Origin of the sequence: Nannocystis punicea (assembly GCF_026965555.1) — a bacterium.
Lineage (GTDB): Bacteria > Myxococcota_A > Polyangia > Nannocystales > Nannocystaceae > Nannocystis > Nannocystis punicea.
Genome location: NZ_CP114040.1, coordinates 11,732,002 through 11,756,682, shown reverse-complemented (window position 1 = coordinate 11,756,682; position 24,681 = coordinate 11,732,002). Strand labels below are relative to the sequence as shown.

18 protein-coding genes are annotated in these 24,681 nt (G+C 70.9%); 8 read left to right on the top strand and 10 right to left on the bottom strand.

Going from position 1 to position 24,681, the window contains the following annotated elements:
• Nucleotides 1-152: 152 nt before the first annotated feature.
• The gene (locus O0S08_RS45090; RefSeq protein ID WP_269035706.1) at nucleotides 153-1,274 is read right to left on the bottom strand and encodes a hypothetical protein; all 1,122 of its coding nucleotides are present in this window, start codon (nucleotides 1,272-1,274) and stop codon (nucleotides 153-155) included.
• A 61-nt stretch (nucleotides 1,275-1,335) separates the two neighbouring features.
• Between O0S08_RS45090 and O0S08_RS45085 the strand changes: the two genes are divergently transcribed.
• Both O0S08_RS45085 and O0S08_RS45080 read left to right on the top strand, forming a co-directional pair.
• Nucleotides 1,336-2,682 (top strand): S1 family peptidase, encoded by a 1,347-nt coding sequence (locus O0S08_RS45085; protein WP_269035705.1) that lies wholly within the window; start codon nucleotides 1,336-1,338, stop codon nucleotides 2,680-2,682.
• A 6-nt stretch (nucleotides 2,683-2,688) separates the two neighbouring features.
• Nucleotides 2,689-4,284: a tetratricopeptide repeat protein gene (locus O0S08_RS45080; RefSeq protein ID WP_269035704.1), complete on the top strand. Its 1,596-nt coding sequence runs from the start codon at nucleotides 2,689-2,691 to the stop codon at nucleotides 4,282-4,284.
• Nucleotides 4,285-4,391: 107 nt separating this feature from the next.
• Here the strand turns inward: O0S08_RS45080 and O0S08_RS45075 are convergent, their stop codons facing one another.
• The 3 genes from O0S08_RS45075 to O0S08_RS45065 form a co-directional block, all read right to left on the bottom strand.
• Nucleotides 4,392-6,149 (bottom strand): nitrite/sulfite reductase, encoded by a 1,758-nt coding sequence (locus tag O0S08_RS45075; protein WP_269035703.1) that lies wholly within the window; start codon nucleotides 6,147-6,149, stop codon nucleotides 4,392-4,394.
• A gap of 163 nt (nucleotides 6,150-6,312) precedes the next feature.
• Nucleotides 6,313-7,185 (bottom strand): UbiA family prenyltransferase, encoded by an 873-nt coding sequence (locus O0S08_RS45070; RefSeq protein WP_269035702.1) that lies wholly within the window; start codon nucleotides 7,183-7,185, stop codon nucleotides 6,313-6,315.
• Nucleotides 7,182-9,146, bottom strand: a complete 1,965-nt coding sequence (locus tag O0S08_RS45065; protein WP_269035701.1) for an ArnT family glycosyltransferase — start codon at nucleotides 9,144-9,146, stop codon at nucleotides 7,182-7,184. Before O0S08_RS45065 ends, O0S08_RS45070 begins: the two co-directional genes overlap by 4 nt.
• Nucleotides 9,147-9,644: 498 nt before the next feature.
• Between O0S08_RS45065 and O0S08_RS45060 the strand changes: the two genes are divergently transcribed.
• Complete coding sequence (locus O0S08_RS45060; protein WP_269035700.1) at nucleotides 9,645-10,304, top strand: deoxynucleoside kinase; 660 nt, start codon at nucleotides 9,645-9,647, stop codon at nucleotides 10,302-10,304.
• A 66-nt stretch (nucleotides 10,305-10,370) separates the two neighbouring features.
• Here the strand turns inward: O0S08_RS45060 and O0S08_RS45055 are convergent, their stop codons facing one another.
• The 3 genes from O0S08_RS45055 to O0S08_RS45045 all read right to left on the bottom strand — a co-directional run bounded on the left by O0S08_RS45055 (nucleotide 10,371) and on the right by O0S08_RS45045 (nucleotide 14,362).
• Nucleotides 10,371-12,065 (bottom strand): AgmX/PglI C-terminal domain-containing protein, encoded by a 1,695-nt coding sequence (locus O0S08_RS45055; protein WP_269035699.1) that lies wholly within the window; start codon nucleotides 12,063-12,065, stop codon nucleotides 10,371-10,373.
• 250 nt (nucleotides 12,066-12,315) lie between these two features.
• Nucleotides 12,316-12,465, bottom strand: coding sequence for a hypothetical protein (locus O0S08_RS45050; RefSeq protein WP_269035698.1), 150 nt, complete (start codon nucleotides 12,463-12,465; stop codon nucleotides 12,316-12,318).
• 316 nt (nucleotides 12,466-12,781) lie between these two features.
• A complete protein-coding gene (locus O0S08_RS45045; RefSeq protein ID WP_269035697.1) occupies nucleotides 12,782-14,362 on the bottom strand; it encodes a ferritin-like domain-containing protein in 1,581 nt (526 codons plus the stop codon).
• An 80-nt stretch (nucleotides 14,363-14,442) separates the two neighbouring features.
• Here O0S08_RS45045 and O0S08_RS45040 point away from each other — a divergent pair, with 80 nt between their 5' ends.
• Together O0S08_RS45040 and O0S08_RS45035 are read left to right on the top strand one after the other, a co-directional pair.
• Complete coding sequence (locus O0S08_RS45040) at nucleotides 14,443-15,918, top strand: lipase maturation factor family protein (protein ID WP_269035695.1); 1,476 nt, start codon at nucleotides 14,443-14,445, stop codon at nucleotides 15,916-15,918.
• Nucleotides 15,919-16,264: 346 nt separating this feature from the next.
• A complete protein-coding gene (locus tag O0S08_RS45035; protein WP_269035694.1) occupies nucleotides 16,265-17,707 on the top strand; it encodes an RtcB family protein in 1,443 nt (480 codons plus the stop codon).
• A 58-nt stretch (nucleotides 17,708-17,765) separates the two neighbouring features.
• Here the strand turns inward: O0S08_RS45035 and O0S08_RS45030 are convergent, their stop codons facing one another.
• From O0S08_RS45030 to O0S08_RS45020, 3 genes are all read right to left on the bottom strand, one after another.
• A complete protein-coding gene (locus tag O0S08_RS45030) occupies nucleotides 17,766-18,899 on the bottom strand; it encodes a fibro-slime domain-containing protein (protein ID WP_269035693.1) in 1,134 nt (377 codons plus the stop codon).
• Nucleotides 18,900-19,080: 181 nt separating this feature from the next.
• Nucleotides 19,081-20,214 carry a fibro-slime domain-containing protein gene (locus O0S08_RS45025; protein WP_269035692.1) on the bottom strand — a complete coding sequence of 378 codons (1,134 nt, stop codon included), beginning with the start codon at nucleotides 20,212-20,214 and terminating at the stop codon, nucleotides 19,081-19,083.
• Between the two features lie 891 nt (nucleotides 20,215-21,105).
• The gene (locus O0S08_RS45020; protein WP_269035691.1) at nucleotides 21,106-22,113 is read right to left on the bottom strand and encodes a hypothetical protein; all 1,008 of its coding nucleotides are present in this window, start codon (nucleotides 22,111-22,113) and stop codon (nucleotides 21,106-21,108) included.
• Between the two features lie 528 nt (nucleotides 22,114-22,641).
• On the opposite strand from O0S08_RS45020, the gene O0S08_RS45015 reads away from it, so the two are divergent.
• From O0S08_RS45015 to O0S08_RS45005, 3 genes are all read left to right on the top strand, one after another.
• Nucleotides 22,642-23,331, top strand: coding sequence for an oxygenase MpaB family protein (locus O0S08_RS45015; protein WP_269035690.1), 690 nt, complete (start codon nucleotides 22,642-22,644; stop codon nucleotides 23,329-23,331).
• Nucleotides 23,332-23,338: 7 nt separating this feature from the next.
• Nucleotides 23,339-24,088, top strand: a complete 750-nt coding sequence (locus O0S08_RS45010) for a hypothetical protein (RefSeq protein ID WP_269035689.1) — start codon at nucleotides 23,339-23,341, stop codon at nucleotides 24,086-24,088.
• 107 nt (nucleotides 24,089-24,195) lie between these two features.
• On the top strand, nucleotides 24,196-24,672 hold the full coding sequence (locus tag O0S08_RS45005) for a hypothetical protein (RefSeq protein WP_269035688.1): 477 nt from the start codon (nucleotides 24,196-24,198) through the stop codon (nucleotides 24,670-24,672).
• The last annotated feature ends 9 nt before the right edge of the window (nucleotides 24,673-24,681 follow it).

The following is a 24,681-nucleotide window of genomic DNA, read 5'->3' as shown; positions in this document are numbered from 1 at the left end:
AAGGGCATGTCCTTAAAACCAGCCGAACGCTCGACTGTGCGTCACGCTCACGCAGGCGAGCGGAGCTCGGACGAGAGGGCGCAGATCGATCTCGCGACCTGTGCCGAACATGTTTTAAAGGACATGCTCTGAAGGGCATGTCTCTTAAAAAATTAGAACCAGCCGAACTCGAGCATGACGGTGCCCATCGGGCCGCCGAGGTTGGCGGGGCCTGTCCAGGTGCGGGCGGCGACGAGGCGGTAGCCGAGGGCCAGGTGGAGGCGGACGATCGGGGCGAGGACGACGCGGAGGCCGGCTCGCGGCTCGCCGACGAAGAAGGCGGTCTTGTCGGCGCAGCGGCCGTCCTCGGGGTTCTGCACGCAGCCGCCACCGCCGCCGAGGAGGCCGCCGATGGTGCCGGAGACTCGCTTGCCGCGGACGTAGGCGACGTCGACGACGAGGCCGCCGTAGTTGATGTTGATGCGGGTCGCGTTGCCGCGGGCGTACGGGCCGGCGTCGACCGGGTTGAGCAGCCACTGCAACGAGGCGCCGATCGTGAGGCGCTGCAGGATGTTGATGCCGCCCTCGAGGCCGACGAAGGCCGCGAACTTGCCGTTCAGGCCCGATAGGCGCAGGGCAGGGCCGCCGTAGCCGCTGACCTTCGGCCGCGGATCGGGGCCCCACCAGCGTGGACGCGGCGGGGTCGTGGTGGACGCTTCGGCGCGGGTGGCCGGAGGCGAAGGGGCGGCGGGCGGAGTCGAGGTTGCGCCGTCGGCCGCGGCGTCAGGGGGCGGCTCGGTGGCGTCCGCGGGCGAGAGCGCTTGCGGGGTCGGAGCGGTCGGCGAGGATGCGGGCGAGAGCGCTTGGGGCGTCGGAGCGATCGGCGAGGATGCGGGCGAGGTCGCCGGGGATGGCGTAGTCGGCGAGCTCGTGGGCGAGGTCGCCGGGGATGGCGTGATAGGCGAGCTCGTGGGCGGGGTCGAGGTCGTCGGCGAGGGTGCAGGCGAGGTCGGCGGAGACGGCGTGGTCGTCTTTGGCGAGATCGTCGTCGGCGAGGTCGTGGTCGGTGACGTGGGAGGGATCGCGCTCGTACGAGTGGTCATCCAGGTCGCGGCCGACTGCGCGTGAACCTGGGGCACGAGCTCGTGGTGCGGGTCCGCGAGCGCGGCGGGGATGGGTCGACCGGCCGCCGCGAGAGGTTGGATGTGGTCGCGCGCCTGCATGGCTGCGTCGCGGCTCATGACCGACTCGGGGGCTGCGGCCGCGAGTCCGAGCGCGAGGAGGGGGGCGTACACGCGCGGGATGATACCCGGTTCGCGCTTGCGCGCGGCCGGCCGGGATGGGAGCCTGGGCGCCATGCGTGCATCCGGGACGGCGTTGGTCTGCGGGCTCCTGGCGCTGGTCGCGGGCCCCGCGTCGGCGGGCGAGCTGGCGAACGCGACACCGCGGCCGCAGCCGATCTTCGGCGGCGAAGAGGCCGGGGAGTGCGACTTCCCGAGCGCGGTGGCGATGCTCGACGCCAGCACCGACGGGTTCTTCTGCACCGGCTCCCTGGTCCATCCGAGCGTCGTCGTGTTCGCCGCGCACTGCATGGACCCGGACCTGTCGTGGGCCGTCCCGGGCAGCGTGATGTTCGGCGAGGACATCGAGGCGCCGGTGCGCAAGGTGCCGGTCACGGAGTGCGCAGTGCACCCGCAGTGGGACCCGTTCGCGCTGGTGAACGACCTCGCGTTCTGCAAGCTCGCGCAGCCCGTCCCCGAGGTCCCGACGGTGCCGCTCATCATGGGCTGCGAGAGCGACCTGCTGCTGAACTCGCAGGTCACGATCGTCGGCTACGGCGCGACCAACGCGTTCCTCGACCCCGAGGGCAACCCGATCGCCACCGGCGCGGGCAAGAAGCGGTTCACGCAGCAGAGCGTCATCGAGGTCTCGGTCGCCAACAACGAGATCATCATGGTCGGCCCCGAGCACGGCGGGTGCTTCGGCGACTCGGGCGGGCCGGCGTACTTCCGCATGAGCGACGGCACCTGGCGCCTGCTCGGCGCGGCCTCGACGCTGCACCTCGGAGACCAGTCCCCGGACCCCGGCGAAGAGGTGTGCGGGTTCGGGACGGTGTACGAGATCTTCTGGCCGCACATGCAGTGGCTCGAGCAGGCCGCCGGCGTCGACCTCTCGCCCTGCTTCGACCCTTCCGGCAATTGGACGCCCACGGCCGACTGCGGCGGTTTCCCCGGCGATCTGATGGACCCGCAGAGCACGTGGGCCGACGGCTGCTCGACGACGCAGAGCGGGGGTTGGAGCGCCGTCTGCGGCGAGCCGTTCGGCCAGGGGCCGTTCCCGGGGCCTGAGCCGGAGCCCGAACCTGAGCCTGAGCCTGAGCCGGAACCGGAACCGGAACCCGAGCCTGAACCCGAGCCGCCGCCGCCCGAGCCCGAACCTGAGCCTGAACCTGAGCCAGAACCACCGCCGCCCGGGCCTGAACCTCAGCCCGAGCCGCAACCGCAGCCGCTCCCGCCGGGGCCGATCGATCCGCCGGGCGACGACGGCGGTAGCGAGGACAGCGGCGACGAGTCGAGCGCGGGGGCCGAGGGCGGCGAGCTGGCCGAGCGCGGCTGCTCCTGCACTTCGGGACAGCCTGCCCTTCGGGACAGCTCGTGGCTGCTCGCGGGCCTGCTGCTGCTGGCGCGCCGGCGCCGACGCTGAGGAGCGATGACGCGGCGTTCGGGTCCATGGTCGCGGTGCATCGGCGTCGCCCTCGGCGCGCTGGTGGCGATGGCTCCCGGCCAGCCGATGACGCAGGAGGACGCGCAGATCCTCGCCGACGGCGTCGCGGTCGCGCAGGCGGGTGACCCGGCGCGCGCGCCCGCGTGCGCCGAGCAGCTCGAGCAGCTGGCCAGGCGGCTCGGCGACAGGCACGAGCGGGCCGCCGAGGCGCTCGAGTACGCGGCCCGCTGTCACGAGGCGGCCGGCCAGTACGACGCGATGGTGGCGACGCGCGAGCGCCTGGTGGAGACGTTCCCGTCGCTGCCGGCGGCCCGCGTCGCGCTGTTGGCCCTGGTGCGCCACCTGCGGGCGACGCTGTCGTTCGAGCGGGCGGCCGCGGCGATGGAGCGGTTCGCCGAGCGCTACCCCGCCGAGGCCGAGGCGGCCGAGTTTCTGCAGGAGGCCGGCCTCTTGCGCGCGCAGCTGGGCCAGGACAAGCAAGCGCTGGCGCTGTTCGAGAAGGTCGAGAAGTACTACGCCGCCAAGGACCCGCAGCGCGGCGCGCTGATCCACTGGGCCCGCGTCGACCTGCTCCCGAAGACATTGCCCGACGACCAGGCGCTTCAGAAGCACGCGCTCGAGTACCTGCTGCGCCACGGCAACAAGGGCGGGCCGGCGCGGAGGATCGTCGCCGAGGTGACGTACGCGGCGATCGAGTGGCGGCGGGCCTGCAAGCAGAAGGGCGGGCTGATGGACCTGTGCGTCACCTCGAAGCCGGCGGCGATCGACGCGCCGAAGCGCGGCAAGGCGCCGACCGTGACGTGCGCCGGGCCTGCGGCGCAGGCGGTGACGGTGCACCCGCGCGACCGCCAGCTGGCCGAGTCGGCGCTCCGGCGCCTGCGGCAGGCGATCGAGCTCGGCAAAGTGCTGCCGCCGGTCGAGGACCCGTGGCTGCAGCGGAAGGTCGACGAGGCGCTCGACACCGCCGAGCTGATCGTCGCCGACCGCGAGCTCGAGGCGGCGCTGGCGGTGCGGCCCCCGACCGGCCTGAACTTCCGCGTCGAGGAGTACCTGCGGTTCTCGTCGGACGAGCGCGACCGCAAGAAGTACGCCGAGCAGAAGCGCAAGAGCGACGACTCGCGCCGGCGCTTCCTCGACTACTGGGGGAAGGCCCGCGACCGGTCGAACGACCTGAACCGCCTCTACGAGAAGATCGCCGTGCGCAAGCGGAGCCCTCGCGCGGTGTTCGCGGCCGCGGCCCGGCTCGCCATCGTCGCCCAGACCGAGGTCGACACGCTGCTGGCCGCCGAGGTGCCGGACGGCCTCGGCTCCGACGAGGCCATCAAGGCCTACTGCGGGACGCTGCGCGACTACACGACGCCGGTCGAGGTCGCGGCGACGCAGGCGCTGGAGTACTGCTGGCAGCGCGCGGCGATGGTCGCCTACACCGATTCGTCGGTCGAGTTCTGCGGCGCCGAGCTGCAGCGCCGGCTGCCGCGCGCCTATCCGCCGCAGCGCGAGCTGTTCGGCTGGACCGAGCCGCCGCCGATCGAGCCACGGTCGGCGCCGGTGCAGGTCGAGCCGCCGCTCGACATGCAGTGATTTTTGGTCCGCGCGCCGCGGGTCGAATCACATGTCCTTCAGGACATGAAAAAAAAGCGACAGGTCGAAAGACCTGCCGCATCCGGTCGGCCGGCTGAGGGGGGAGGCTAGGCGGCACACTCGCCGCGGCCGATCGCCACGTCGAAGGTGCGCTCCTGGCCGAGGTCGAACACGTCGTCGTCGCGCAGGTTGGTGAACTGGCTGTCGAGCAGGGCGTCGCCGAGGGCCTCGACGACGTCCTCCTTGGTGACGCGGCGGAAGAAGGCGCGTGCGTCCTCGCCGTCCTCGCGCTCGTCGCGGTAGAGGTCGAGGAGGCGCAGGAGGGCCTCGCCGGCGCGGCGGGCGGGGATCTTGACGATGTGCCGGCCGAACTGGACGCCGTCGGCGTCGAAGCCACCGCCGAGGTGGAGCTGGTACTCGGGGACCTGCTTGCCGTCGCCGACGTGGCGGACGGTGCCGTGGAAGCCGATCGCGGCCACGTGGTGCTGACCGCAGGAGTTGGGGCAGCCGGAGATCTTGATGTCGGCGGAGCGCGCGAGCTCGACGCTGTCGGCCGACTTGCCCGCGTTCTTGAGGAAGCGGGTCAGGTGCTTGGCGAGGCTCATGCTGTGGGTGACCGCGAGGTTGCAGCTGTCGGCGCCCGGGCAGCTGACGACGTCGTGGATCGTGTTGGAGCCGAGCTCGGCGAGGCCGATCTGCTGCAGCGCGGCGAACAGGTGCGGCAGGTACTCGGTGCGGACCCACCGGACGATGAGGTTCTGGCGGTTGCCGGCGCGCAGGGTGCCGTCGGTGAAGGTCTCGGCGAGGTCGGCCAGCTGGTCGAACTGCTCGGCCGAGATGTCGCCGCGGTCGAGCTTGATCGTCACCGCGGCGAAGCCCGACTGCTTCTGCGGGTCGACGGTGCGCAGCCACTCCTTGTACTGCGGGTCGTCGTCGCCGGCGCGCGGACCGGCCACAGCGCGGTCGTTCCACGCCGGCGCGGTCTCGTCCGGCGGCAGCTCGATCGGCCGCACGAGCGTGCCGGCGGCCACGAGCTTGGCGACCTCGCCTTCGTAGACCGTGACGAAGCCCTCTTCGCCGAGCGCCTTCATGACGTACTTCAGGCGGGCGCGAGCGCGGTTCTTGCGGTTGCCGTGCTGGTCGAACACGCGGATGATCGCCTCGGTGCGCGCCAGCATCTCGTCGGCCGGGATGAAGTCGTGCAGGCGATACGCGGGCCGCGGGCTGGTCGACAGGCCGCCGGCGACGAACACCTCGAAGCCGCGCACGCCGTCCTTGATCTTGGCGCGGAAGCCGACGTCGTTGATCGCCGTCTGCGCGTGGTCCTCGTGAGTGCAGCCCTCGAAGGCCATCTTGAACTTGCGCGGCAGGTTGTTGGCCCACTCCTCGCGCAGGCACATGCGCACGAGCGCGTGCATGTAGGGCGTGATGTCGTAGGCCTCGGTGCCGCTGACGCCGGCGTACGGGCAGCCGGTGATGTTGCGGACGGTGTTGCCGCAGGCCTCGCGGGTGGTCGCGCCGGTGACGTCGAAGCGGCCCATCACCTCGGGCATGTCGGCAAGCTTGACGAAGTGGAACTGGATGTTCTGCCGGGTGGTGATGTGGCCCTTGTGATACTGCGTGTACTCGCGGGCCACGCCGGCCGCGGTGCGCAACTGGGCCGCGCTCATGATGCCGCCGGGGAACTTGACCCGCAGCATGTTCACGTCCATCTGCCGCTGGCCGTACACCCCGCGCTTCAGGCGGTAGGTGCGAAAGTCCTCCGAGTTGATCTCGCCGCGCTCGAACCGCTCGAGGACCGAGACGAACTCCTCGACATCCGCCGGGCTCGAGAAGTGGGTGTCATAACGTGCTTCTTGGGACATGTGCGGCCGCTCCGACAACTTCGCTAGACTGAAGCGCTGTTCAGCATATGGGACGAGTCCGTCCAGTTCAACGAAAAACCTTCAGGGTATTTTACACGCTCGGTTTCGTAAAATAGTGCACGGCGACCCCGATGTCGGCGCAAGCGGGTCGATCTGCGCCTGTCTATTGCGACATGACCGAAAGGCCAGAGGTCGCCGTACAGGCGTCCGGGAGGCAGCGCACGAGCCATCCGGCGGTGGCGCCGTGGAGCCAGACCCACCCGGCGGCGAACAGGAAGGCGAGCCCGAGCAGGACGCGGATCTGGTTCCAGTACCGCTCCGGACGGCCGAGCGGCAGGGTGACGCCGATCATCGGCGGCACGGCGACCAGCGGGTGGATCGCCAGGGCGGCGGCGGCCGCGCCGAGGACCAGGAGGCCGCGGGCGAGCGCGAGGGTGCGCGGGACACCGAGAGCGACGGCGGTGGTGCGCACGCCGGTGTCGCGGTCGGCGTCGTGGTCACGGATGACCTGGATCGTCTCGAACACCGCCGAGTCGAGCGCGAGCAGGCCGGCCAGCGCCCAGCCGAGCGCGTTCGTCGGCGGGAACGCGACCGTCAACATCGCCGCGCCCCACACCATCATCGCGGTGATGTCGGCCCCGGGCACGTGCTTGAGCCGCGCCGAGTACAGCCAGCACACGCCGCCGCCGACGACCAGCGGGACGAGCAGGCCGAGGTCCCACGCGCCGGCGACGGCGAGCAGCGCGGCGACGAGGCCGAGCTGGGCGCCGAGGGCCGCGCCGCGGTGGTCGCGGAGGTAGCGGGTGTTGGCGTCGTCGCGCTCGGGCGAGCGCAGGTCGGTCGGCAGGTCGAGGTAGTCGTTGTTGAGGTAGACGAGCAGGTTGAGCAGGAAGGCGAACGCGAGCCGCACCGCGACGTCGGTCGGCGACAGCCGCAGCGCCAGCATGATGAGCAGCGCGCCGCCCATGTTGGCCATCTCGAGCCGCTGCAGGCGGTAGGCGGCGACGTTGAAGAGGATCCGCAGTGCCGCGATCATCGCCCGGCCTCCCCGTAGCGGTTGACGATCTCGAGGTCGGCCGGGTGGGGCGCGGGCACGCGGATGAAGCCGACGTGGTCGAGGTCGTCGATCTTCTCCCGGCGGAGCTCACAACCTGGCTCACAGACCAGGTACTCCATCCAGTGGAAGCGCAGCACCAGATCGATGTCCGGGTCGCTGCCGGTGACGCTGAGTCGGTTGGGCGCGGCGACCACCTTGCCGCCGCCTTGCTGGATCAGGTGCGGCTCGATCGTGGTGCGGAAGATCCGGTGGTGGCCGACCTTGCCGGCCGGGACGATCAGGTCGGGCCGCGTGTTCCACCACGTCGCGTTGCTGGTGACGATCACCCAGCGCACCGCGTAGGTCTCGAAGTAGGTGCGCAGCTGGTCGTCGCCGGCGACGCCGAACTTGTGGCGCCGGTAGAGGTTGGCCATGCTGTGCTCGAGGTTGCGGAAGCGGAAGCCGCCGATGATCTGGGCGTCGGTCTGCCAGTGCAGCCGCTCGCCCACGGCTGGCTCTTCGACCAGGAAGCGGCTCTGGCCGTCGTCGACCTCGCGGACCCACTTCGTCATCTCGCCGTGCTCGGGCCGGGCCGGGAACAGGCGGTAGTCGGGGTGGGGCGGGTAGCCGCTGGCGGCCAGCAGGACCCTCTCGCCGCTGTACAGCGGGGCGACCTCGGGCAGGTGCGCCGGCGTGAAGTAGAGGACGTCGCGCAGCAGCATCTGCCCGGCCGGGAGGGCGAGGACGACGACGAGGACGCGGGCCGGGGGCGAGAGCGAGCGCCACAGCCCGCCCAGGCGCGCCGACTCGAGCGCGGCGGCGGCGGGGATGACCGCGAGGAAGGCGAGCGGGAGGACGTGGCGGTACGGCTGGATCTGTCTGAAGAGCCAGATGTAGCCGGCCGCGTAGGCGAGCAGCGCCATGGCGACCATGGCGACGGCGATCGGCAAGGTCCGCGGGTCGCGGGCCTTTCGCCAGCGCCACAGGCCCACCAGCGCGGCGCCGAGGACGAGGAAGCGGAAGCCGGTGCGCGTGCCGAGCAGGCCCGAGGTGGCGGTGTCGAGGACGAGGCCGAGGTAGTCGGCGAGCAGCCACTGCGGGCCCGACTGGCCGAAGAAGCCGGAGTCGAGGATGTAGTGCCAGAACCGGACCGCGACCGCGAGCCACCAGGTGTTGAGCACCAGAGTGAAGACGACCATCGCCAGGACGGCGAAGTGCCCGCGCGCGCCGAGGCGGCGGAGCTCGCGGAGGTACAGCACGAGCATCGGCGCGACCAGGACGACGAAGGTGTAGGGGTGGACGAGGTGGGCGACGCCGAGAGCGAGGCCGGCGGCGAGGCCCTGCCACGGCTTGCGCTGGCGGGTCCAGCGGTAGAACAGCGCCAGCGGCAGCAGCGAGAGGTAGCCGCAGACGGCGTAGGCGACCATGCCGATCCACCAGCACCAGTGCGAGAACGAGTCGAAGAACCACAGCAGCGAGGCCAGGAAGGCGGCCCACAGGGCGGCGCGGCGCGAGAGGTCGAACAGCCGCGCCGAGGCGTAGACGACCGGCAAGACGCCGAGGTGCGCGCACGCGACGAACAGGTTGAAGGCGAGGCCGGCCGGGACGCCGACATGACTCAAGAGCCAGGTCCAGACCTCCCAGCCCTTGTTGTCGGCGTCGAAGATGACGCCCTGCAAGTAGCCGGCGAGCAGGCGCGGGTCGTACATCCAGCTGTGACCCCAGCCGTCCATGGCCTCGATGAAGCGCCAGGTCTGACCGACGTGGGTCTCGAAGTCGACGCCGGTGATCGGAGTGGTGGTCCACCAGGCGTCGAGCGGCACGAAATAGGCGAACCACGCCAGGTGAAACGCGACGAGCAGCAGCGCGGCGAGGACGAGCCGGACGGGCCGCTCCGGCGCGGACGACCCAGGTGGCTCGGGCCCGCTCGGGCGCGCGGCAGGGTCGTCGGCAGCGGGCATGTGGGCGCGGATGATACGAGAAAACAAACAGGTCCGGCGCGTCAACGGGCGACGAGCCGGCACGAATCGTTCGCGTGCCGGCCGCCGGCCGCCCGGGCCCGGCCCGGTGAGCACTCGCGGACCCATGCCGAGAAGATCGGTCCCGGCGAGCACGGGAGCTCCGCCCGCGAACCAGGTGGTGGTCACCGGCCTCGTCAGGCCTGCCCCGGCGAGGTCACTCGACGGTGATGTTCGCGGCGACGTCGAGTCGAGGTGCGAGGGACGATCGGCGATGGGTCGACGCGGCGACGAGGGTTTCGACTGTCGGGGCTCACGGCGATCGGAGTGCCGGCGATGTCGGCGCTGCTCGCGAGCTTCACGTGATGGCGCGGCAGATCTGCGGGCCCAGCGAGTCGATCGCGGCGGGGCGAGCGATGGCTGCGCTGCTGCGCGTCTGCGAGGTCGATCGCGCGGGTTCGCGCACTCGACACGCGCACGCGATCGCGGTACCCGGCCTGGGTGAACGCTGCCCGCCCCCGCAGGTTCGTCGCCGTCGCCGGCAACATCGGCGTCGGCAAGTCGACGCTCGTCACGTTCCTCGCGCGGCAGTTCCGGCTGACGCCGCACTTCGAGCCGAACGAGCAGAACCCGTACCTGGTCGACTTCTATTCGGACATGCCGCGGTGGGCGTTCCACTCGCAGGTGTTCTTCCTCGCCAAGAAATTCCGCATCCACCAGGAGCTCATCCGGGCGACGCAGCCGGTGATCGGCGACCGCACGATCTACGAGGACGCGGAGATCTTCGCGGAGAACCTGTACCGCCGCAAGCAGATGACGCGGCGCGACTATCAGACCTACCGCGAGCTCTACGAGGCGATCGTGCAGCAGCTGCCGCCGCCGGACCTGATGATTTATTTAAAATGTTCGATGCGGACGCTGCGCAAGCGGATCGCGCTGCGCGGGCGGCCGGAGGAGCAGGCGATCCCGACCAGCTATCTGCGGCGCCTGCAGGAGCTCTACGACGCGTGGTTCTCGCGCTACGACCTGTCGGAGACGGTGACGATCGAGACCGACAAGCTCGACTATCTCCACGATCTGGTCGACCGCATCGACCTGTTCGAGCGCATCGAGAAGATTTTGAAGCTGCGGCGCGATCCGGACGCGGCGCTCGCGGAGTGACTGCGCGCAAAAGAAAACCGGGCGGAGCGCGGGGCTCCGCCCGGTCGGGCGAGGCTGTCTTTCAGGTCAGCCGGGCTGGAGGATGAACGGGTAGGTCACGATCGCGGCGCCGCCCGAGGCCGGCTTGGGGAACGACCAGCGCTTGACCGCCTGGGCGATGCAGGACCCGACGGCGCGGTCCTTGAGGTCGGTCTCGCCGACCACGGCGGAGGTGACCTTGCCGGCGCCGCCGATGGTGAACTGGACGGCGACGCGGCCCTTGAGGTTGGCGTCCTTGGCCAGACCCTGGTTGTAGCAGTAGCGCACCTCGTTGATGTGAGCCCGCACGACGCGGCGGATGAGGTCCTTGTCGAGCCCGCCGATGACCTCGGCCTTGGTGGCGAGGACCTGCGGAGTGCGGGTCTTGCGGTCCTCGAAGCCGGCGGAGCGGCGGTGGAGGCCGCCTTCGCCGTCGCCGGGGCGGTTGTGACCGATGAGGCCGACCGAGGTCAGGCCGACCGTGCCCTCGCCGGTGCCGCCGCCGCCGCGGCCGCTGCCGACGAGGCCGAGGCCGCCGAAGCCGTTGGACTCGGCGATGTCCTTGCCGACCAGCTGGCCCCACACGTCCTGGTCGTCGTTGCCGACGGCGAACGCGTCGCCGAAGGGCGAGGCCATGAAGTGACCCGAGTCGGCCTTCATCAGGCCGAGGACGCCGGTGGTGCGGGCGTCCATGTTCGGGTCGAAGTTGCGGGCCAGCTTGGGGACTGCGGACGCGGTGCCCTTCATGGCGTAGCGGCCGCTGACCTGCTTGCTCTCCTTCTTGCCGGCCTTGCCCTCGTCGCCGACGTGGCGCTCGCCGGCGGTGCCGCCGGGCTCGTCGGCCTGCTCCTCCTCGGTCGGGATGGCGTCGTCCTTCTGCTCGTTCGGCTGCGCGAGGTAGCCGACGAAGCGGCTGTCCCCGAGCTCCTCCTGGAGGGCCAGCGCGCCGGCCTCGTTCGGGATCATCTGCGTGAGCAGGATGAGGCTGCCGATCGCGGCGGCCGACAGGCCGTTGTGGAACCAGAACGGCTTGTCGATCTCGCTCTTGCGAGCGATCACGCGGCCGGGGGCGACCGAGTGGATGAAGAAGGTCAGGCCCTGCCAGCGGATCCGGGCCTTCGCGCCGGCGGCGAGCGGGTAGGTGTAGACGCCGTCCTCGACCTGGCGCGCGCGACCGTTGCGGATGAGCTCCTCGAGGGTCACGTGCGTGTCGCCGATCCGCACCTCACCGGTCATGTCGGCGGTGAACTGCAGGTTGTGCTCGCGCTCGCCCTGGACGATCGGGAGCTCGCGGCGGCCGGGGACCGCGACGTGGAAGGCCGCGTCGTGGCCCTCGCCGAGGGTGTAGGCGGTGCGGGCCCGGTCCTGCATGCGCATGGCGGCGACGCCGAAGGGGATGATGCCGAGCATCGCCAGGCCGAAGCCGAGGCCGCCGAGGCCGGTGCCGGGGGCCTTCGGCGCGGGGGCGCTGACCTCCGCGGCGGCCTTGACGGCGTCGGCGTGGCCGTCCCAGTCCTGGGCGGCGTCGTGGCCGAAGAGGGCGAGGCCGCCGAGCATCAGAGCGCCGCCGGCCGCGAGCCACCTGGGCGCGCTGCGCCGGCCGTCGCGCGTCTGGCCGAGGTGCTGCACGTCGAGGACGGTGTCGTTGTACATGGCCACGACCTCGGCGACTCGGCCGCCGTCCTGCACCTCGGACTCGTTGTGGAGGGAGCTGACTTCGATTCGATGGTTGCGGGTCGTCATGGCGTCACTGGCTTTCATACGAACGTTTACTGACTGTTCGGACATGTTCTTTGGGTACTGTCTCGACGAGCAGGCTCTTCGCGCCGCGCGGGGGTCCGTCGCGGCGGCGGATGGGCCGCCTCGCAGCCGCTGTCCCGCTCACCGTCGCAGCACCGTCGACGCCGCTACAGACAGAGGCCCGGGGTCGCGGTTCCTCGGTCGACGAAAAATTGTGTGGGCCGCACGCGACGAACTCGCCCGGGAACCTGCGTCAGGCGGCGTTGTCGCGGCGCCGGACCGGGAACCCGCGCGGGTGGGCGATGTCGGCGGCGGCGAAAGTGACAGCGATCGCGTTCGTCGGGAACCGGGCCGCGGCGGCGCTGTCGCGGGCGGCGTGTGGGACAGCGTGGGGCAGGCTCACGGAGGTTGCCGGGGCGGAATGAGAGGCTGGGGGTGGGGCGTCGGAGAGGTTGCCGTCGCTGTCACTTTCTCGGCGAGCGGATGCAGCGGCTGTCGCTCGCGCAGACCTCCGCGCGGTCACACGTCACGGCGGTCGCCAGGTGGGAGGATGCGCGGCGCGGTGAGTCGCTTGATCAAGCGACAGCGAGCTCAGATCGTGCAGCGCAGCGAGTGTGCTCTCGCGCCGCTATGTGGCGCGCAGAGGTGTCGACGAGGCGTGCGTGGGCCGGCCGCGGAGGAGTCCTCCGCGGCAGGTATCCTCGATGGTTGCAGCGGGCTCAGGCGGCGCAGTGCAGCGCGTCGAGGGTGGGGCGGACCAGCTCGCGCAGGCCCTCGCGCCACAGCGCGGCGCGCAGCGGGGCGTCGACGACGCCGTGCGCGTGCAGCTCGGGCTCGCCGGGTTGCTCGGCGAGCTCGGCGATCGTGGCCTCGGCGCCGGCGATCGCGGCGGCGAACACCGCCTTCGCGCGCGCGCGCTGGTCCGCGCTCGCGCGCTCCAGCGCCCACTGGACGAAGCGCCAGCCGAGCTCGGCGTGGCGGTGCTCGTCGGCGGCGATCTGCTCGAGGATCCGCCGCACGGCCGGGTCCTCGGCGCGCAGGGCGGCCTCGCGGGCCTCGAGGGCGGACAGCGTCTCGCCGACGCAGGCCTCGCGGATGACCGCGGCGACCACTGCGTCGAGGTCGAACTCGCCGAGCGCGTCGCCGGCGGTCAGCGGGCCGGGGCCGACACCTGTCCCTTCGTACAGGCTCGCCAGCGCGAAGCACAGGCGCGCGTGCTCGATCTCGTCGGCGAGGGCCTGCTGCGCGTCCTTGACCAGGTCGGCGGGAGCGCCGACGGCCAGCAGTTGAAGGATGAAGCGCGCGAACGAGGCCACCGAGGCGTGCTCGTACAGACCGATCTGCTTCCAGTAAGCGGCCAGGCGCGCGCGCGTCGGCGGGAGCGCGACGGGGACGCGCACGAGGGCGCGCCAGTCGTCGCGACTGCAAGCGGGCGCGGTGACCGGCTGCTCGTCGACGAGGAAGGGCCGACCGCAGGCCGCGTTCGCGCAGGCCCACGCCTGGGTGCCCTCGTCGAACACGCACGGCGGGCTGGGGCAGTCGCCGTTGCCCTCGCAGAGGTCGTTCGGCGTGGTGCAGTGCGAGGAGAACACGCCGGGCTCGCAGATGTCGGGGGAGAAGCCGCAGAGCTCGCCGGCGCAGTCGGCGTCGGTGATGCAGGTGGCGGGGACGCACTCGGTATAGAGGCCGAGCTCGTCGCCAGCGCAGCGGCACACTTCACCGCTGCCGCAGTCGGCGTCGTTCTGGCAGCCGTACACGCAGCCGCAGGTGTCGCCGGGCGCGAGGATGCCGCCGAACACCATGTTGAGCTGGCACGAGCCGAACGGCTTCTCGGTGCAGTCGGCGTCGGTGAGGCATTCGCTCTCGGGCGCGGCGTCGGCGGGGCAGCTGGTGGGAGTGACGGGGGACAGGCACTCGCGCGGCTCGGGGCGGTGGATGACGCCGTCGTCGCACTTCACGAAGCCCGAGGGCGTCGGCGGATCGACGAAGGCCTGCATGAGCTCGGTGACGGTGCCCTCGCAGAGCGCCGGCGCCGTGCCGGTGGTCGAGGTCGGCGCGTCGGTGGTGGCGGACGTCGTGGTGGTCTGCCCGCCGCTCTCGGAGCCGGTGCCGGGATCGGTGGCGGCGTCGGTGACGGGACTGGTCCCGGTGGTGGCGGGGTCGGTGGTGGCGCCGGTCTCGGACAGCGAGGAGGAGTCGGTCTCCGTCTCGCTCTTGCCGGGAGCGCAGGCGACGAGCAGGCCGAGGGCGGCGAAGAGGGAGGCGCGGACAGGGTCTAAGGGGGTTCGGATAAGCGTCATGGGCCGAAGGTGACGCGAAAGCGTGGGGCGGGTCAAGCCGCGCGGTTGTCATCGGCTGCATCGGCTCGTAGTGTCGGCGGGTGACGGACCGCGCCGCGCCGACCGGCCGCTTCGGCTGGATGACGCCCGATTCGGGGCCGGTGGTGGCGCGGCTGTTTCACGCGCTGCTCGGGCTGGTATTCGTGATCGCGTTCGCATCGCTGCGAGCGCAGGTGGAGCCACTGTTCGGGGCCGAGGGTCTGTCGCCGATCGCCGACGCGGTCGCGCGAGCGCGGCCGGGCGGGTGGCTGGCCACGCCGACGTTGTTCTGGTGGTGGTCCAGCGACGCGGCGCTGCGCGGGGCCGCGACGGCGGGGATCTTCGCGGGGGCGCTGGCGCTCGTCGGGGTGTGGCCGCGCGTGTGCCTGGCGATCGCCACGCTGCTCTATCTCGGCTTCGTCAGCGTCGGCGCGCCGTTCCTCCAGTTCCAGTGGGACAGCATGCTGGTCGAGTGCGGGGTGCTGGCGCTGCTCCTGCCGCGCGACCGGCCGCAGCCGACCGCGCACCTGCTGCTGCTGTTCGCGGCGTTCAAGCTGTACTTCGAGTCAGGTCTGGCCAAATGGGGCTCGCCGATCGGCGACTGGCTGGACGGCAGCGCGATGTCCTATTATTACGAGACGGCGCCGCTGCCGGCGCCGCTGGCCTGGTTCGCGCACAACCTGCCGGGGTGGTGGCACGGGTTCGAGAGCCGGGCCACTCTGGTGATCGAGCTGCTCGTGCCGGTGCTGCTGTTCTGCGGGCGGCGCGGGCGGCTGGTCGCGCTGGTGGTGCTGACGGGGTTCCAGCTGGTCAACCTGGCGACCGCGAACTACGGGTTCTTCGTCTACCTGTCGCTGACGCTGCACCTGTTCATGCTGAGCGACGCGGATCTTTTAAAAGTGTACGCGCGGCTGCCGGGGCGCGCGGTGTGGGGGCGCGTGCTGCTGCCGCGCGAGGGGGTGGGCGCGCCGTCGTGGCCGCGGTTGCGCGCGGGGCTGGTGACTGCGTTCGCGGTCGTGTACGTGACTCTGTCGCTGGTGACGGCGCGGGTCGAGCTCGGCGACGGCGGCGGGCGGTGGTCTGCGGCGCTGCAGCGGTACACCGAGCAGTGGCACGTGTTCAACGCGTATCACCTGTTCGCGCAGATCACCCGCGCGCGCGTGGAGCCGGAGTTCGCCGGGTTCGAGGCGGGGGCGTGGCGGACGTACGACCTGCGTTACAAGCCGGGTCCGCTCGAGCGGGCGCCGCCGATCGTGGCGCCGCATCAGCCGCGGCTCGACTTCATGCTGTGGTTCTACGGGCTGCGGGCCCGGCGAGCGCCCCCCGGCTACGTGCGCCGGCTGCTGGCGGACCTGTGCGAGCAGCCGGAGCGGGCGCAGGCGTTCTTCGTGACGCCGCTGCTGGCCCGGCCTTCCCACGTGCGGGTGCAGTTCTGGCGCTACACGTTCACGCGCCCGGGCGAAGCCGGGTGGTGGCGCCGCGAGCCGGCGGCGCCGGAGCTGGTGATGGCCTGTTCGAAGGGACAGGTGATGCGGTGAGACGGGGCGCCTGTTCAAAGGGACAGGTCGTGAGGGCGGCTGGGGTGAGCACGTGACCGTGAGGTAGGTCGGCGTGCGTCGGCCGATGCGTGAGGCTCAAGGTCGCGCTGCCGGATCGAGCTTGACTTCCCCCGGCGGTGCTCGTAACTTCCGGGGCTTCCGCGGCTGCTGAGCGGAAAATCTCTGGGCCCTGGTGCGCGGCTGTCCGCTGCGCCAGGGTGGATAGGATCTGTGCGTCACGCCACGGCCCGAAGGGCAGCGACGCACAGGCACGTGGCGCGCGCTGCCGAGGCGGCGCGACGCATGCTCGCGCGTGGGCCGACGCGCGCGCAGGAGCCCAGTGTTCATGCAGCCAAAGAACTTGCAACGGGTCTTCGCCGCGCTCGCGCGCGAGGGCCTTCATGTCGAGCGCGACGGTCGTGTCTACCGTGTGCGGCTCAAGGACGTGCCCGACGCGCCGGCGGGCGAGGTCCTCCTCCCCGACGACTTCCCGGTCGAGGCCAAGGCGCTGCGCCAGCTGGCCGGGCTCGCCGCGCTGCGCCACCCGGCGGGCGGCGGCGTGTCGACCGTGCGAGCCTCGCCCGATTTCCACCCGGGTGACGCAGGGGTGGCGATCGGCTCGATCGTCGAGACCGAGGGGATCGTCGTCCCCGCGGCCGTCGGCACCGACATCAATTGCGGCATGCGCCTGCACGTGGTCGACCTGTCGGCCGAGCAGCTGCTGGCCAAGCGCGATGTCCTGGTCGAGCGGCTCAAGGGCGACTACTTCTTCTCGTCGCGCGACCTGCCGATGACGGCCGAGGCGATGCAGGGGCTGTTCCGTGAGGGGCTGGTCGGGTGGCTCGCGGCGGTGCGTCGCCGACCGCTCGGGCAGCTGGCCCGAGCGGACCTCGATCAGCTCGAGCGGGAGATCGATCGGGTGCACCTCGGCGGCGCGCTCGACGGCGACCCGCGCTGGGCGCCCGAGGATCTGGTGCCCGCGGAAGGCGTGGTGCGCGACGGCGGTCTGGCGACGATCGGCGGCGGCAATCACTTCGTCGAGATCCAGGTCGTCGAGGAGGTCGTCGACCGGGGGCGCGCGCGGCAGTGGGACGTCCGCGCCGGGCAGGTCGCGATCATGATCCACTCGGGCTCGCGCGGGGTCGGCAAGCACGTCGGCGCGATGTGGCGCGACCGGGCGCGCGGCATGTGGCCGAAGGGCCAGAAGTTCCCGCCGGAGGGGCTGTTCTCGCTGTCGCTGGCGGATCAGCCCGAGGCCGTCGCCGGCTACATGCAGGCGGAGGCGACCGCGGCGAACTACGGGTTCCTCAACCGCATGCTGCTCGCCGAGCTGCTGCGGCAGCGCCTGCGCGAGCTGTTCGGCGAGGTCGCCGCGCCGCTCGTGTACGACCTGCCGCACAACATCACCTTGCCGGTGGAAGGCGCGGCGCGGCGCTGGATCACCCGCAAGGGCGCGTGCCCGGCCGGCGCCGAGCAGCCGGTGATCATCCCCGGGTCGATGGGCGCGGCCTCGTATCTGCTGGTCGGGCGCGGCTCGCCGCACCTGCTCGGCTCGGCGTCGCACGGGGCCGGACGGGCGACGTCTCGCTTCGAGATGGGTCGGCGCGGCCGCGACACCGAGGACCTCGGGCTCGCAGGCGTCGACTGCATCACCCTCCGCGAGGAGCGGCGGATCGAGGAGGCGCCCGCAGCCTACAAGCCGATCGGCCCGGTGATCGCCTGCCAGGTCGAGGCGGGGCTGTGCGACGTGGTCGCCCGCATGCGGCCGCTCATGACCTTCAAGGCGTGAGCGGCCGCGGCGGGCGCCGCGGTGTCGACATTCGCGAGCGAGCGTCGCCGAGCGGCGCTCACATCGGGATGAAGCAATTGATCGAGGTGTCGATGCGGAAGTTGCTGCCCGCCTCGCAGCGCTCGGCGTGGAAGGCGTCGAGGGAGTAGGTCTCGCCGACGGTGAGGCCGAGCAAGTCGAGCTCGATCGTGCCCATGGCCGGCGGGTGGAGGCCGCCGATGTCCATCGCCAGCTTGCCGTCGATGAAGATCCACACGTCGTCGTCGCCGCTGAAGCTGAAGGTCTGACCGGCCTCGTAGACGAAGTTGGTGTGGATCTCGGTGGTGAACGAGCCGTTGCGGTCGGGGTAGGTCTCCCCGGCCCAGTTTTGCGTCACGTTGTTGCCGAAGCCTTGACCCGTGAGCGGGAAGAACTCCTCGCTCTCGAAGCTCCAGACGCCTTGCTGGATCTCCGTCAGCTCCAGCTCCCCCGCGATCTCCATGTTCACGCCGTCCTTGGTGTTGTACCAGTCGCTGAAGGACGCGCCCGAGCTGATCTGCGGGTTCGAGCCGCCGTACCCCGGCAGGGTCGGGCCCGGCTGCGGGTTGTAGACCGGCTTGCCGTCGCCGCCCAGCATCGACTGCACGAGGGTCGGCCGCACGCCGTTGCCCCACATGTGACAGCCGAAGTCGGCGTGCAGCGGCTTCATGTCGCGGTAGATGACCGGCAGGTTGCCGCACTCGAGCGGCGGCTCGCCGGTGGTGGTCGTGTCGGTGGTCGTGTCGGTGGTGTCGCCCGTGGTCGTGTCGGTCGTGGTGTCGGTGGTCTCGCCGGTGGTCGTGGTCGTGGTCTCGTCGAGCGTGGTGGTCTCGTCGAGCGTGGTCTCGCCCGTGCTCGAGGTCACCGGCGTCGTCGTGGCGTCCGTGGGGTCGGACGTGGCGGTGACGGTCGAATCGGTGGTGGTCGGCGACGTGGTGGTGGTCGTCGTCGATTCGGTGCCGCTCGCGGTGCCGCTGTCGGTGCCGTCGGACTCGGAGCCGGTGCCGGCGGTCGGGTCGTCGGTGGTGGCGCTGGTGCCGTCGGTGGCGGTCGAGCCGGAGCCGGTGTCGGAGTCGGTTTCGGTGCCCTGCACGGCAGGGTTGCCACACGCGACCGAAAAAGACATCGCCACCAGGAGCGTCGAGAGGCCGCCAAGAGAAGGAATGCTAGACATTGGAGCGAATGTAGCGGATCTGCGCGCGGCTGCAAGCGCTGGTTTCGGCGCGTGTACACTGCGCGCCGAGCGGCCGATGCGTATCGCCGCCCGGTGCGCACGCCGGCGATTGCTCGTACCCCTCATGCGGCCGCTCACGAGCGTGAGCGGCCGGTGTGTACATTCGCCGCGCAGCGAACGGTCACATCGGGATGAAGCAACTGATGGAGGTGTCGATGCGGAAGTTGCTGCCGCTGTCGCAGCGCTCGGCGTGGAACACGTCCAGGGAGTAGCTCTGGAAGGGGGTGAGGCCGAGGTTGTCGAGGTTGATCGTGCCGTTGACCGGGCCGTGGAGGCCGCCGAGGTCCATCGCCAGCTTGCCGTCGATGAAGACCCACACGTCGTCGTCGCCGCTGAAGCTGAAGGTCTGGCCGGCCTCGTAGATGAAGTTGGTGTGGATCTCCGTGGTGAAGGAGCCGTTGCGGTCGGGGAAGGTCTGATTGGCCCAGTTCGGCGTGACGTTGTTGCCGAAGCCCTGACCGGTGAGCGGGTAGAACGAGTTGCTCTGGAAGCTCCAGATGCCCATCTGAATCTCGTTCAACTCGAGCTCGCTCTCGATCACCATGTTGATGCCGTCCTTGGTGTGGTACCAGTCGTCGTACGAGGCGGCGGAGGTGATCTGCGGGTTCGTGCCGACGTAGCCCGGCGGCGGGCCCGGCGGGTTCGGGTTGTAGACGGGGGTCTGGTCGCCACCCAGCATCTGCTGCACGAGGCCCGGGCGGGCCATGTTGCCGCTCATGTGACAGCCGAAGTCGGTGTGCAGCGGCTTGAAGTCGCGGTACGTGACTTTGAGGTTGCCACATTCGAGCGGGGGCTCGCCGGTGGTCGTGGTAGTCGTATCGTCGGTGGTCTCACCGGTGGTGGTGTCGCCGGTGGTCGTGGTGTCGGTGGTATCGCCGGTGGTGTCCCCGGTCGTGGTCTCGTCGAGCGTCGTCTCGCTGGTGGTGTCGCTCGTGGTCGAGGTCACGGGCGTCGTCGTGGCGGTGCTCGTGTCCGAGGTGTCCGTGACCGTCGAGTCGGTGGTGGTGGTGGGCGACGTGGTCGTCGGCGTCGAATCGGAGCCGCTGTCCGTGCCGCCGCCCTCGGTGACCGAGCCCTCGGAGGCCGTGCCGTCGGTGGTGACGCCGGTGCCCTCGGTGACGGCGGTCAGGCCGGTGCCCGTGTCCGAGTCCGACTCCGTGCCGGTCCCCTGGGTCGCCGGACTGCCACACGCCACGCTAAACGTCATCGCCACCAGGAGCGTCGACACGCCCCCGCGAGATTGAATGCTAGACATTGGCCGAGGGTACCGGAACGGCGCAGACTCGCAAGAGCCGCTTTCGCGCGCAGCCGCCGGGGCAGGCCCGAGGATCGCGAGGTGCGACTCGAGCGCCGAGTCGAACGATTGCCACCTCACAATGGCGGCGGAACACGGTGCCGGATTAATTGCCGAGGCGCGCAACCGCGCAGCGAGCCGCTCGGCGTCGTCGGATTCGCGACCGATGTGTGGCAACGGTGCGATACGACCACGCGTCATTGACTGCCGGTCGTCGGCTCCCGGCCGGCGCGTACCGCGGGCCGCGAAGGCGCAAGCGCAGATGAGTGGATCACCGTCCAGCCGCGCAGACGCCTGCACGTGGCGGCGCCGGCAGGATTGCTGTCGTGCGGGGGGAGAGGGCGGCGCGGCGAGAGCCGGGAGGACGAGCGGCAATCGTAGGAGCGGCTGCTCGCGGTCAGGGGATGCGGGGATGGAGCGCTGCCCCGGCGATTCACATTTCTTGATGAGCGGGGTTCGGATCGCCTGGGAGAGCGCCGGCTGACCCATCGATTCGAATCGCGGCAGGAGGGAATCGTCGCCCTGATCGCTGCTGGATCCGGCGCCAATCAGCAGTCAGAGGATGCAGCCGGCTCCGCGGCGACTCGCCGTGTTGCACGCGCACCTGTCCGTCTCCTTTTTCCTGCTCCAGGGCGTTCGTCCTGAGAAGGGTCATTCACGCGAGTTACGGGCGAAGGCGTCCGTGGCGCGCGAATCGTCGAAGCTCGCGCAGGATCGCGGCCTCGTGCGTTGTTGCGGATGGTGCCTGTTCAGGCCTCTCGTCTCGCCTTGGTGCCAGCAGGATGGCTTGCTGGCGCCGTTGCGGGCGATCGCTTGCATGGAGCGGCGGATCGCCTGCGCGGAGCCGCCGGCTCAGAGGATGCAGCCGAGCCGGGTGCTGTCGACGGCGACCTCGTCGATCCACACGTCGTAGTGGTCGGGGTTCGGGCCGCCCTGGTAGAGCCACCAGCCGACCCACATCGATTCGAATTGCGGCATGATGTAATCGGCGTCCTGGTTGCCGCCGTGGCTCCCGGCGGTGGTGGCGAGCGAGGGGTGCTCCGTGGCGTCCCACCAGAATTTGGTCTCGTTGTTGGCGCCGTCGTGCAACCATTCGAGGCACACCCAGTCCTGCACGATCACGGCGCTGGCGTCGCCGCGAGGATCGTCGTCGAGGTTGGTCCAGTCGCCGGTCGGGCCGCCGTCGGAGCCGACGCCGAACAGGTTCTTGCCGGCGAACGGGTTGTATTGCCCGCCGACGCGGATCTCGCCGGGCTCGCCGGAGCCGACGGCGCCGACGAGGGTCCAGTGGGCCCAGTCGGGGGCGATCGGGACGGCGTCGATCCACACGAACATGCGCCCGTAATAGGTGTTGTTCGGGGCGGGGAAGGTGACGACCTCGCGCAGGTACGAGAAGCCGTTGCCCTCGGTGTGAATGTGAGCAGCGCTGTCGCCCCGCGCTGCGTGCGTCGAATCGATGGTGACGGTCCCGGTCACCTGCCACTTGCCCAGGTCGATCGCGCCGGCCTCGAAGGAGTCACACAGCAGGACGTCGGCGCCGTCGCAGCGGGCATCGCCGAAGAACTTGGTGCGGTCGCTCGAGTAGTCGCGCAGCGGCTCGCCGGTGGTGCTCGTCGAATCGTCGCTGGTGCCGGTGGTGGTGCCGACGTCGTCGGTGGTGGAGGTCGTGCTCGAGGTCGTGGAGGTCGTGGTCGGGTCGGCGCCGGTCGAGGTCGAGGTGGTCGGCGCGTCGGTGCTGCCGGTCGAGGGCGCGGTGGTGGTGCCGGTCGTCGGGCCGGTCTCGGTGGCGCCAGAGGTGCTGCTGCCGGTCGTGTTGCCGCCGTCGTCGCCGCCGCAGGCGCCGAGGGACAACAAGGACATTGCGAGCATGGTCGCGCGTGCGCAGGTCATGGTGGGAATCTCCGCGGGGATGCTATCGCAGGGCGCCGCAGCCGGGCACGCGCCGGGAATGCGGGAGGACGGGTGTACGCGGCCTCACGCGCGCGATCGCGGCCGGGCGGAATTGCGAGCAAGGTCGGGCGCGCGGGGTGCAAGGTTTCCAGGGGCGCTGTGATGATTAAGTCGACGCGCGCCGGCGGCTGTCGCACCGCGGATTCGTCGCGAGCGACGAGGACGGGCTGCTGTTCCTCGGGACAGGTGATTGCGCTCCGCGGAGAGGTCGCTCGCGGTTGCAGACCGGGGCCTCGGGATCTGCCGGAGCGGCGACTGGCCGGAAACGAGGCAGTGGCTGGCCGCCTGTGGGGGCGCTCGCGGGGGCTTCGCAGTGATCCGGAGCGGCCGGGTCCGACGCTCATGGGCCGCGCAATGCGGGTGACTCTTCCTGGTTGGCCTTCGGTGCGGAGGATGGCTCCGCCCTGCCTCGATCCCGAGCGGGATCATCTACAGATCATGCGTCGGCTGTTCGGCCGCGAGTTCGCGGCGGAGATCCGGCTGGGCGCCGCGCTGGCGCTGTTCCGCGTGTTCGCGATCCCGCGGATCTCCGCGATCCTGGCCGAGACGCGGGCGTGGGAGCGGCGGCCGGAGCAGCGGCTGGGGCGTACGGTCGATCTGCTGCGCGTGCTGGTCGAGCAGGGCTACGACAGCGGGCCGGGGGCCGCGGCGCTGGCGCGACTCAACACGGTCCACGCGCGGCACGCGATCGCCAACGAGGATTTTTTATATGTGTTGACCGCGTTCGTCACCGAGCCGGCGCGGGTGATCGCCCGCTGCGGCAGGCGGCCGCTGACCGCGGTCGAGCAGGCGGCGGCGTGCGTGTTCTGGCGCGAGGTCGGGGTGCGCATGGGCATCCGCGAGATCCCGCCGACGCTCGCGGCGATGCGCGCGTTTCAGGCCGAGTACGAGGCGACGCACCGGCGCTACGCGGCGTCGAATCAGCGCACCGCGGAGGCGGCGGTGTCTGCCCTGTCGCAGCGGGTGCCGGCGCCGCTGCGCGGGGCGGTGCTCGAGGCGCTGCTGGTGCTGCTCGAGCCCGAGGTGCGCTGCGCGTGCGGATTTTGCGGCGACGAGCGGCCGCTGGGCCGCGTGCTCGACGTCCTGGTGGCGGCGCGGCGGCGATTGGCGTTCGCGGGCCGGAATTGAGGGTGTGATGGAAACGACGATCGACTTGAAGTCCCTGTCTCCCGCGGAGCGGTCGCGGATCGCCCGCGAATTGTATGGACTGCACAGTGAGATCTTCGCCGGCGTCGACCTCGAGGCGTTCGACCGCTACGTGTTCCAGAGCCGGGCCCGCGAGAGCGCGTTGCGGGTCTACCGCGACGCGGCGGGGCGGCCGATCGGCTACTTCGTGGCCCACGTCTACGAGCACACGTTCCGCGGCCGGCCGGTCGCGGTGTGCCGCGGCGAGGTCGGGTTCCGCAGCGAGGCGCGCGGCAAGAACGTGATCGCCACGTTCGCGCTGGGGGTGGCGCTGCGCTACAAGCTGCGGTATCCGACGCGGCCGATGTACTACCTCGGCGCGCTGGTGCACCCGTCGTCCTATGCACAATTGACGCGGTTCGCCGATCGGGTGTGGCCGAGCCCGCAGACGCCCGTGACGCCGGCGGCGGAGGCGGAGCTGTTGGCGTCGCTGAGCCGAGACTTCGGGCTGCGCGAGGTCGACCCGGCCCGGCCGCTGGTGCGCGCGATCGGCTGGACCACCCGCGTGACCGCGGAGGAGCGCCGCCACTGGCAGGAGCACCGCAACCCGGCGGTGCGGTTCTTCCTGCGCGAGAACCCCGGCTACGATCGCGGCGAGGGGCTGTTGACATTGGCGCCGCTGACGGTCGGCGGGCTGGTGCGCATGGGCGTCCGCTTCCTCCGCTCGAAGCTGTCGCGGCGGCTCGGGCGGGGCGGGTGAGCGGCGAGGTTCGATGCGCGGCGCGATCGGTGGCCGCTCATGGAGCAGACGAGGTCGGCGGAAGGGTCACGGCGCTTCCTGGTCGCCGGCGTGGTATGGTGAAACCCATGAAGTACAGGCACGCGGTCGCCGGGCTCGTATGTTCGCTGCTGCTCCACGAGAGCTCGGGCTGCGAGCGGGGATGCGGCGAAGGGGCGTGCCGTTCGGGGTATACGGTGAGCTTCACCTCGGGCTCGGCGTGGGCGCAGGGGGACTATCGATTCAGCATCGACATCGACGGTCAGGTCGTGACCTGCGAGGGCAGCTTGCCGCTCGACCCGTCGTGCGAGACGGCCTCCAGCGCTTGCGATCCCGAGCAGATCGTCTTCCTGGATGAGAGTGGATGCGCGCTCCCGGACGAGGAGCAGTCCTTCCCCGCGTTCTCGGTGTACTCGACCGACATCTCGAAGGTCGGGGTGAAGGTGTGGCACGAGGACGTGTTGCTCGCGGATGTCGTCCTGACCCCGGAATTCGCGGTGGAACAGCCGAACGGCGAGGGATGCCCGCCCACGTGCACCCAGGCGTATGACGAGATCGTGTTCTGAGGCGGAGCT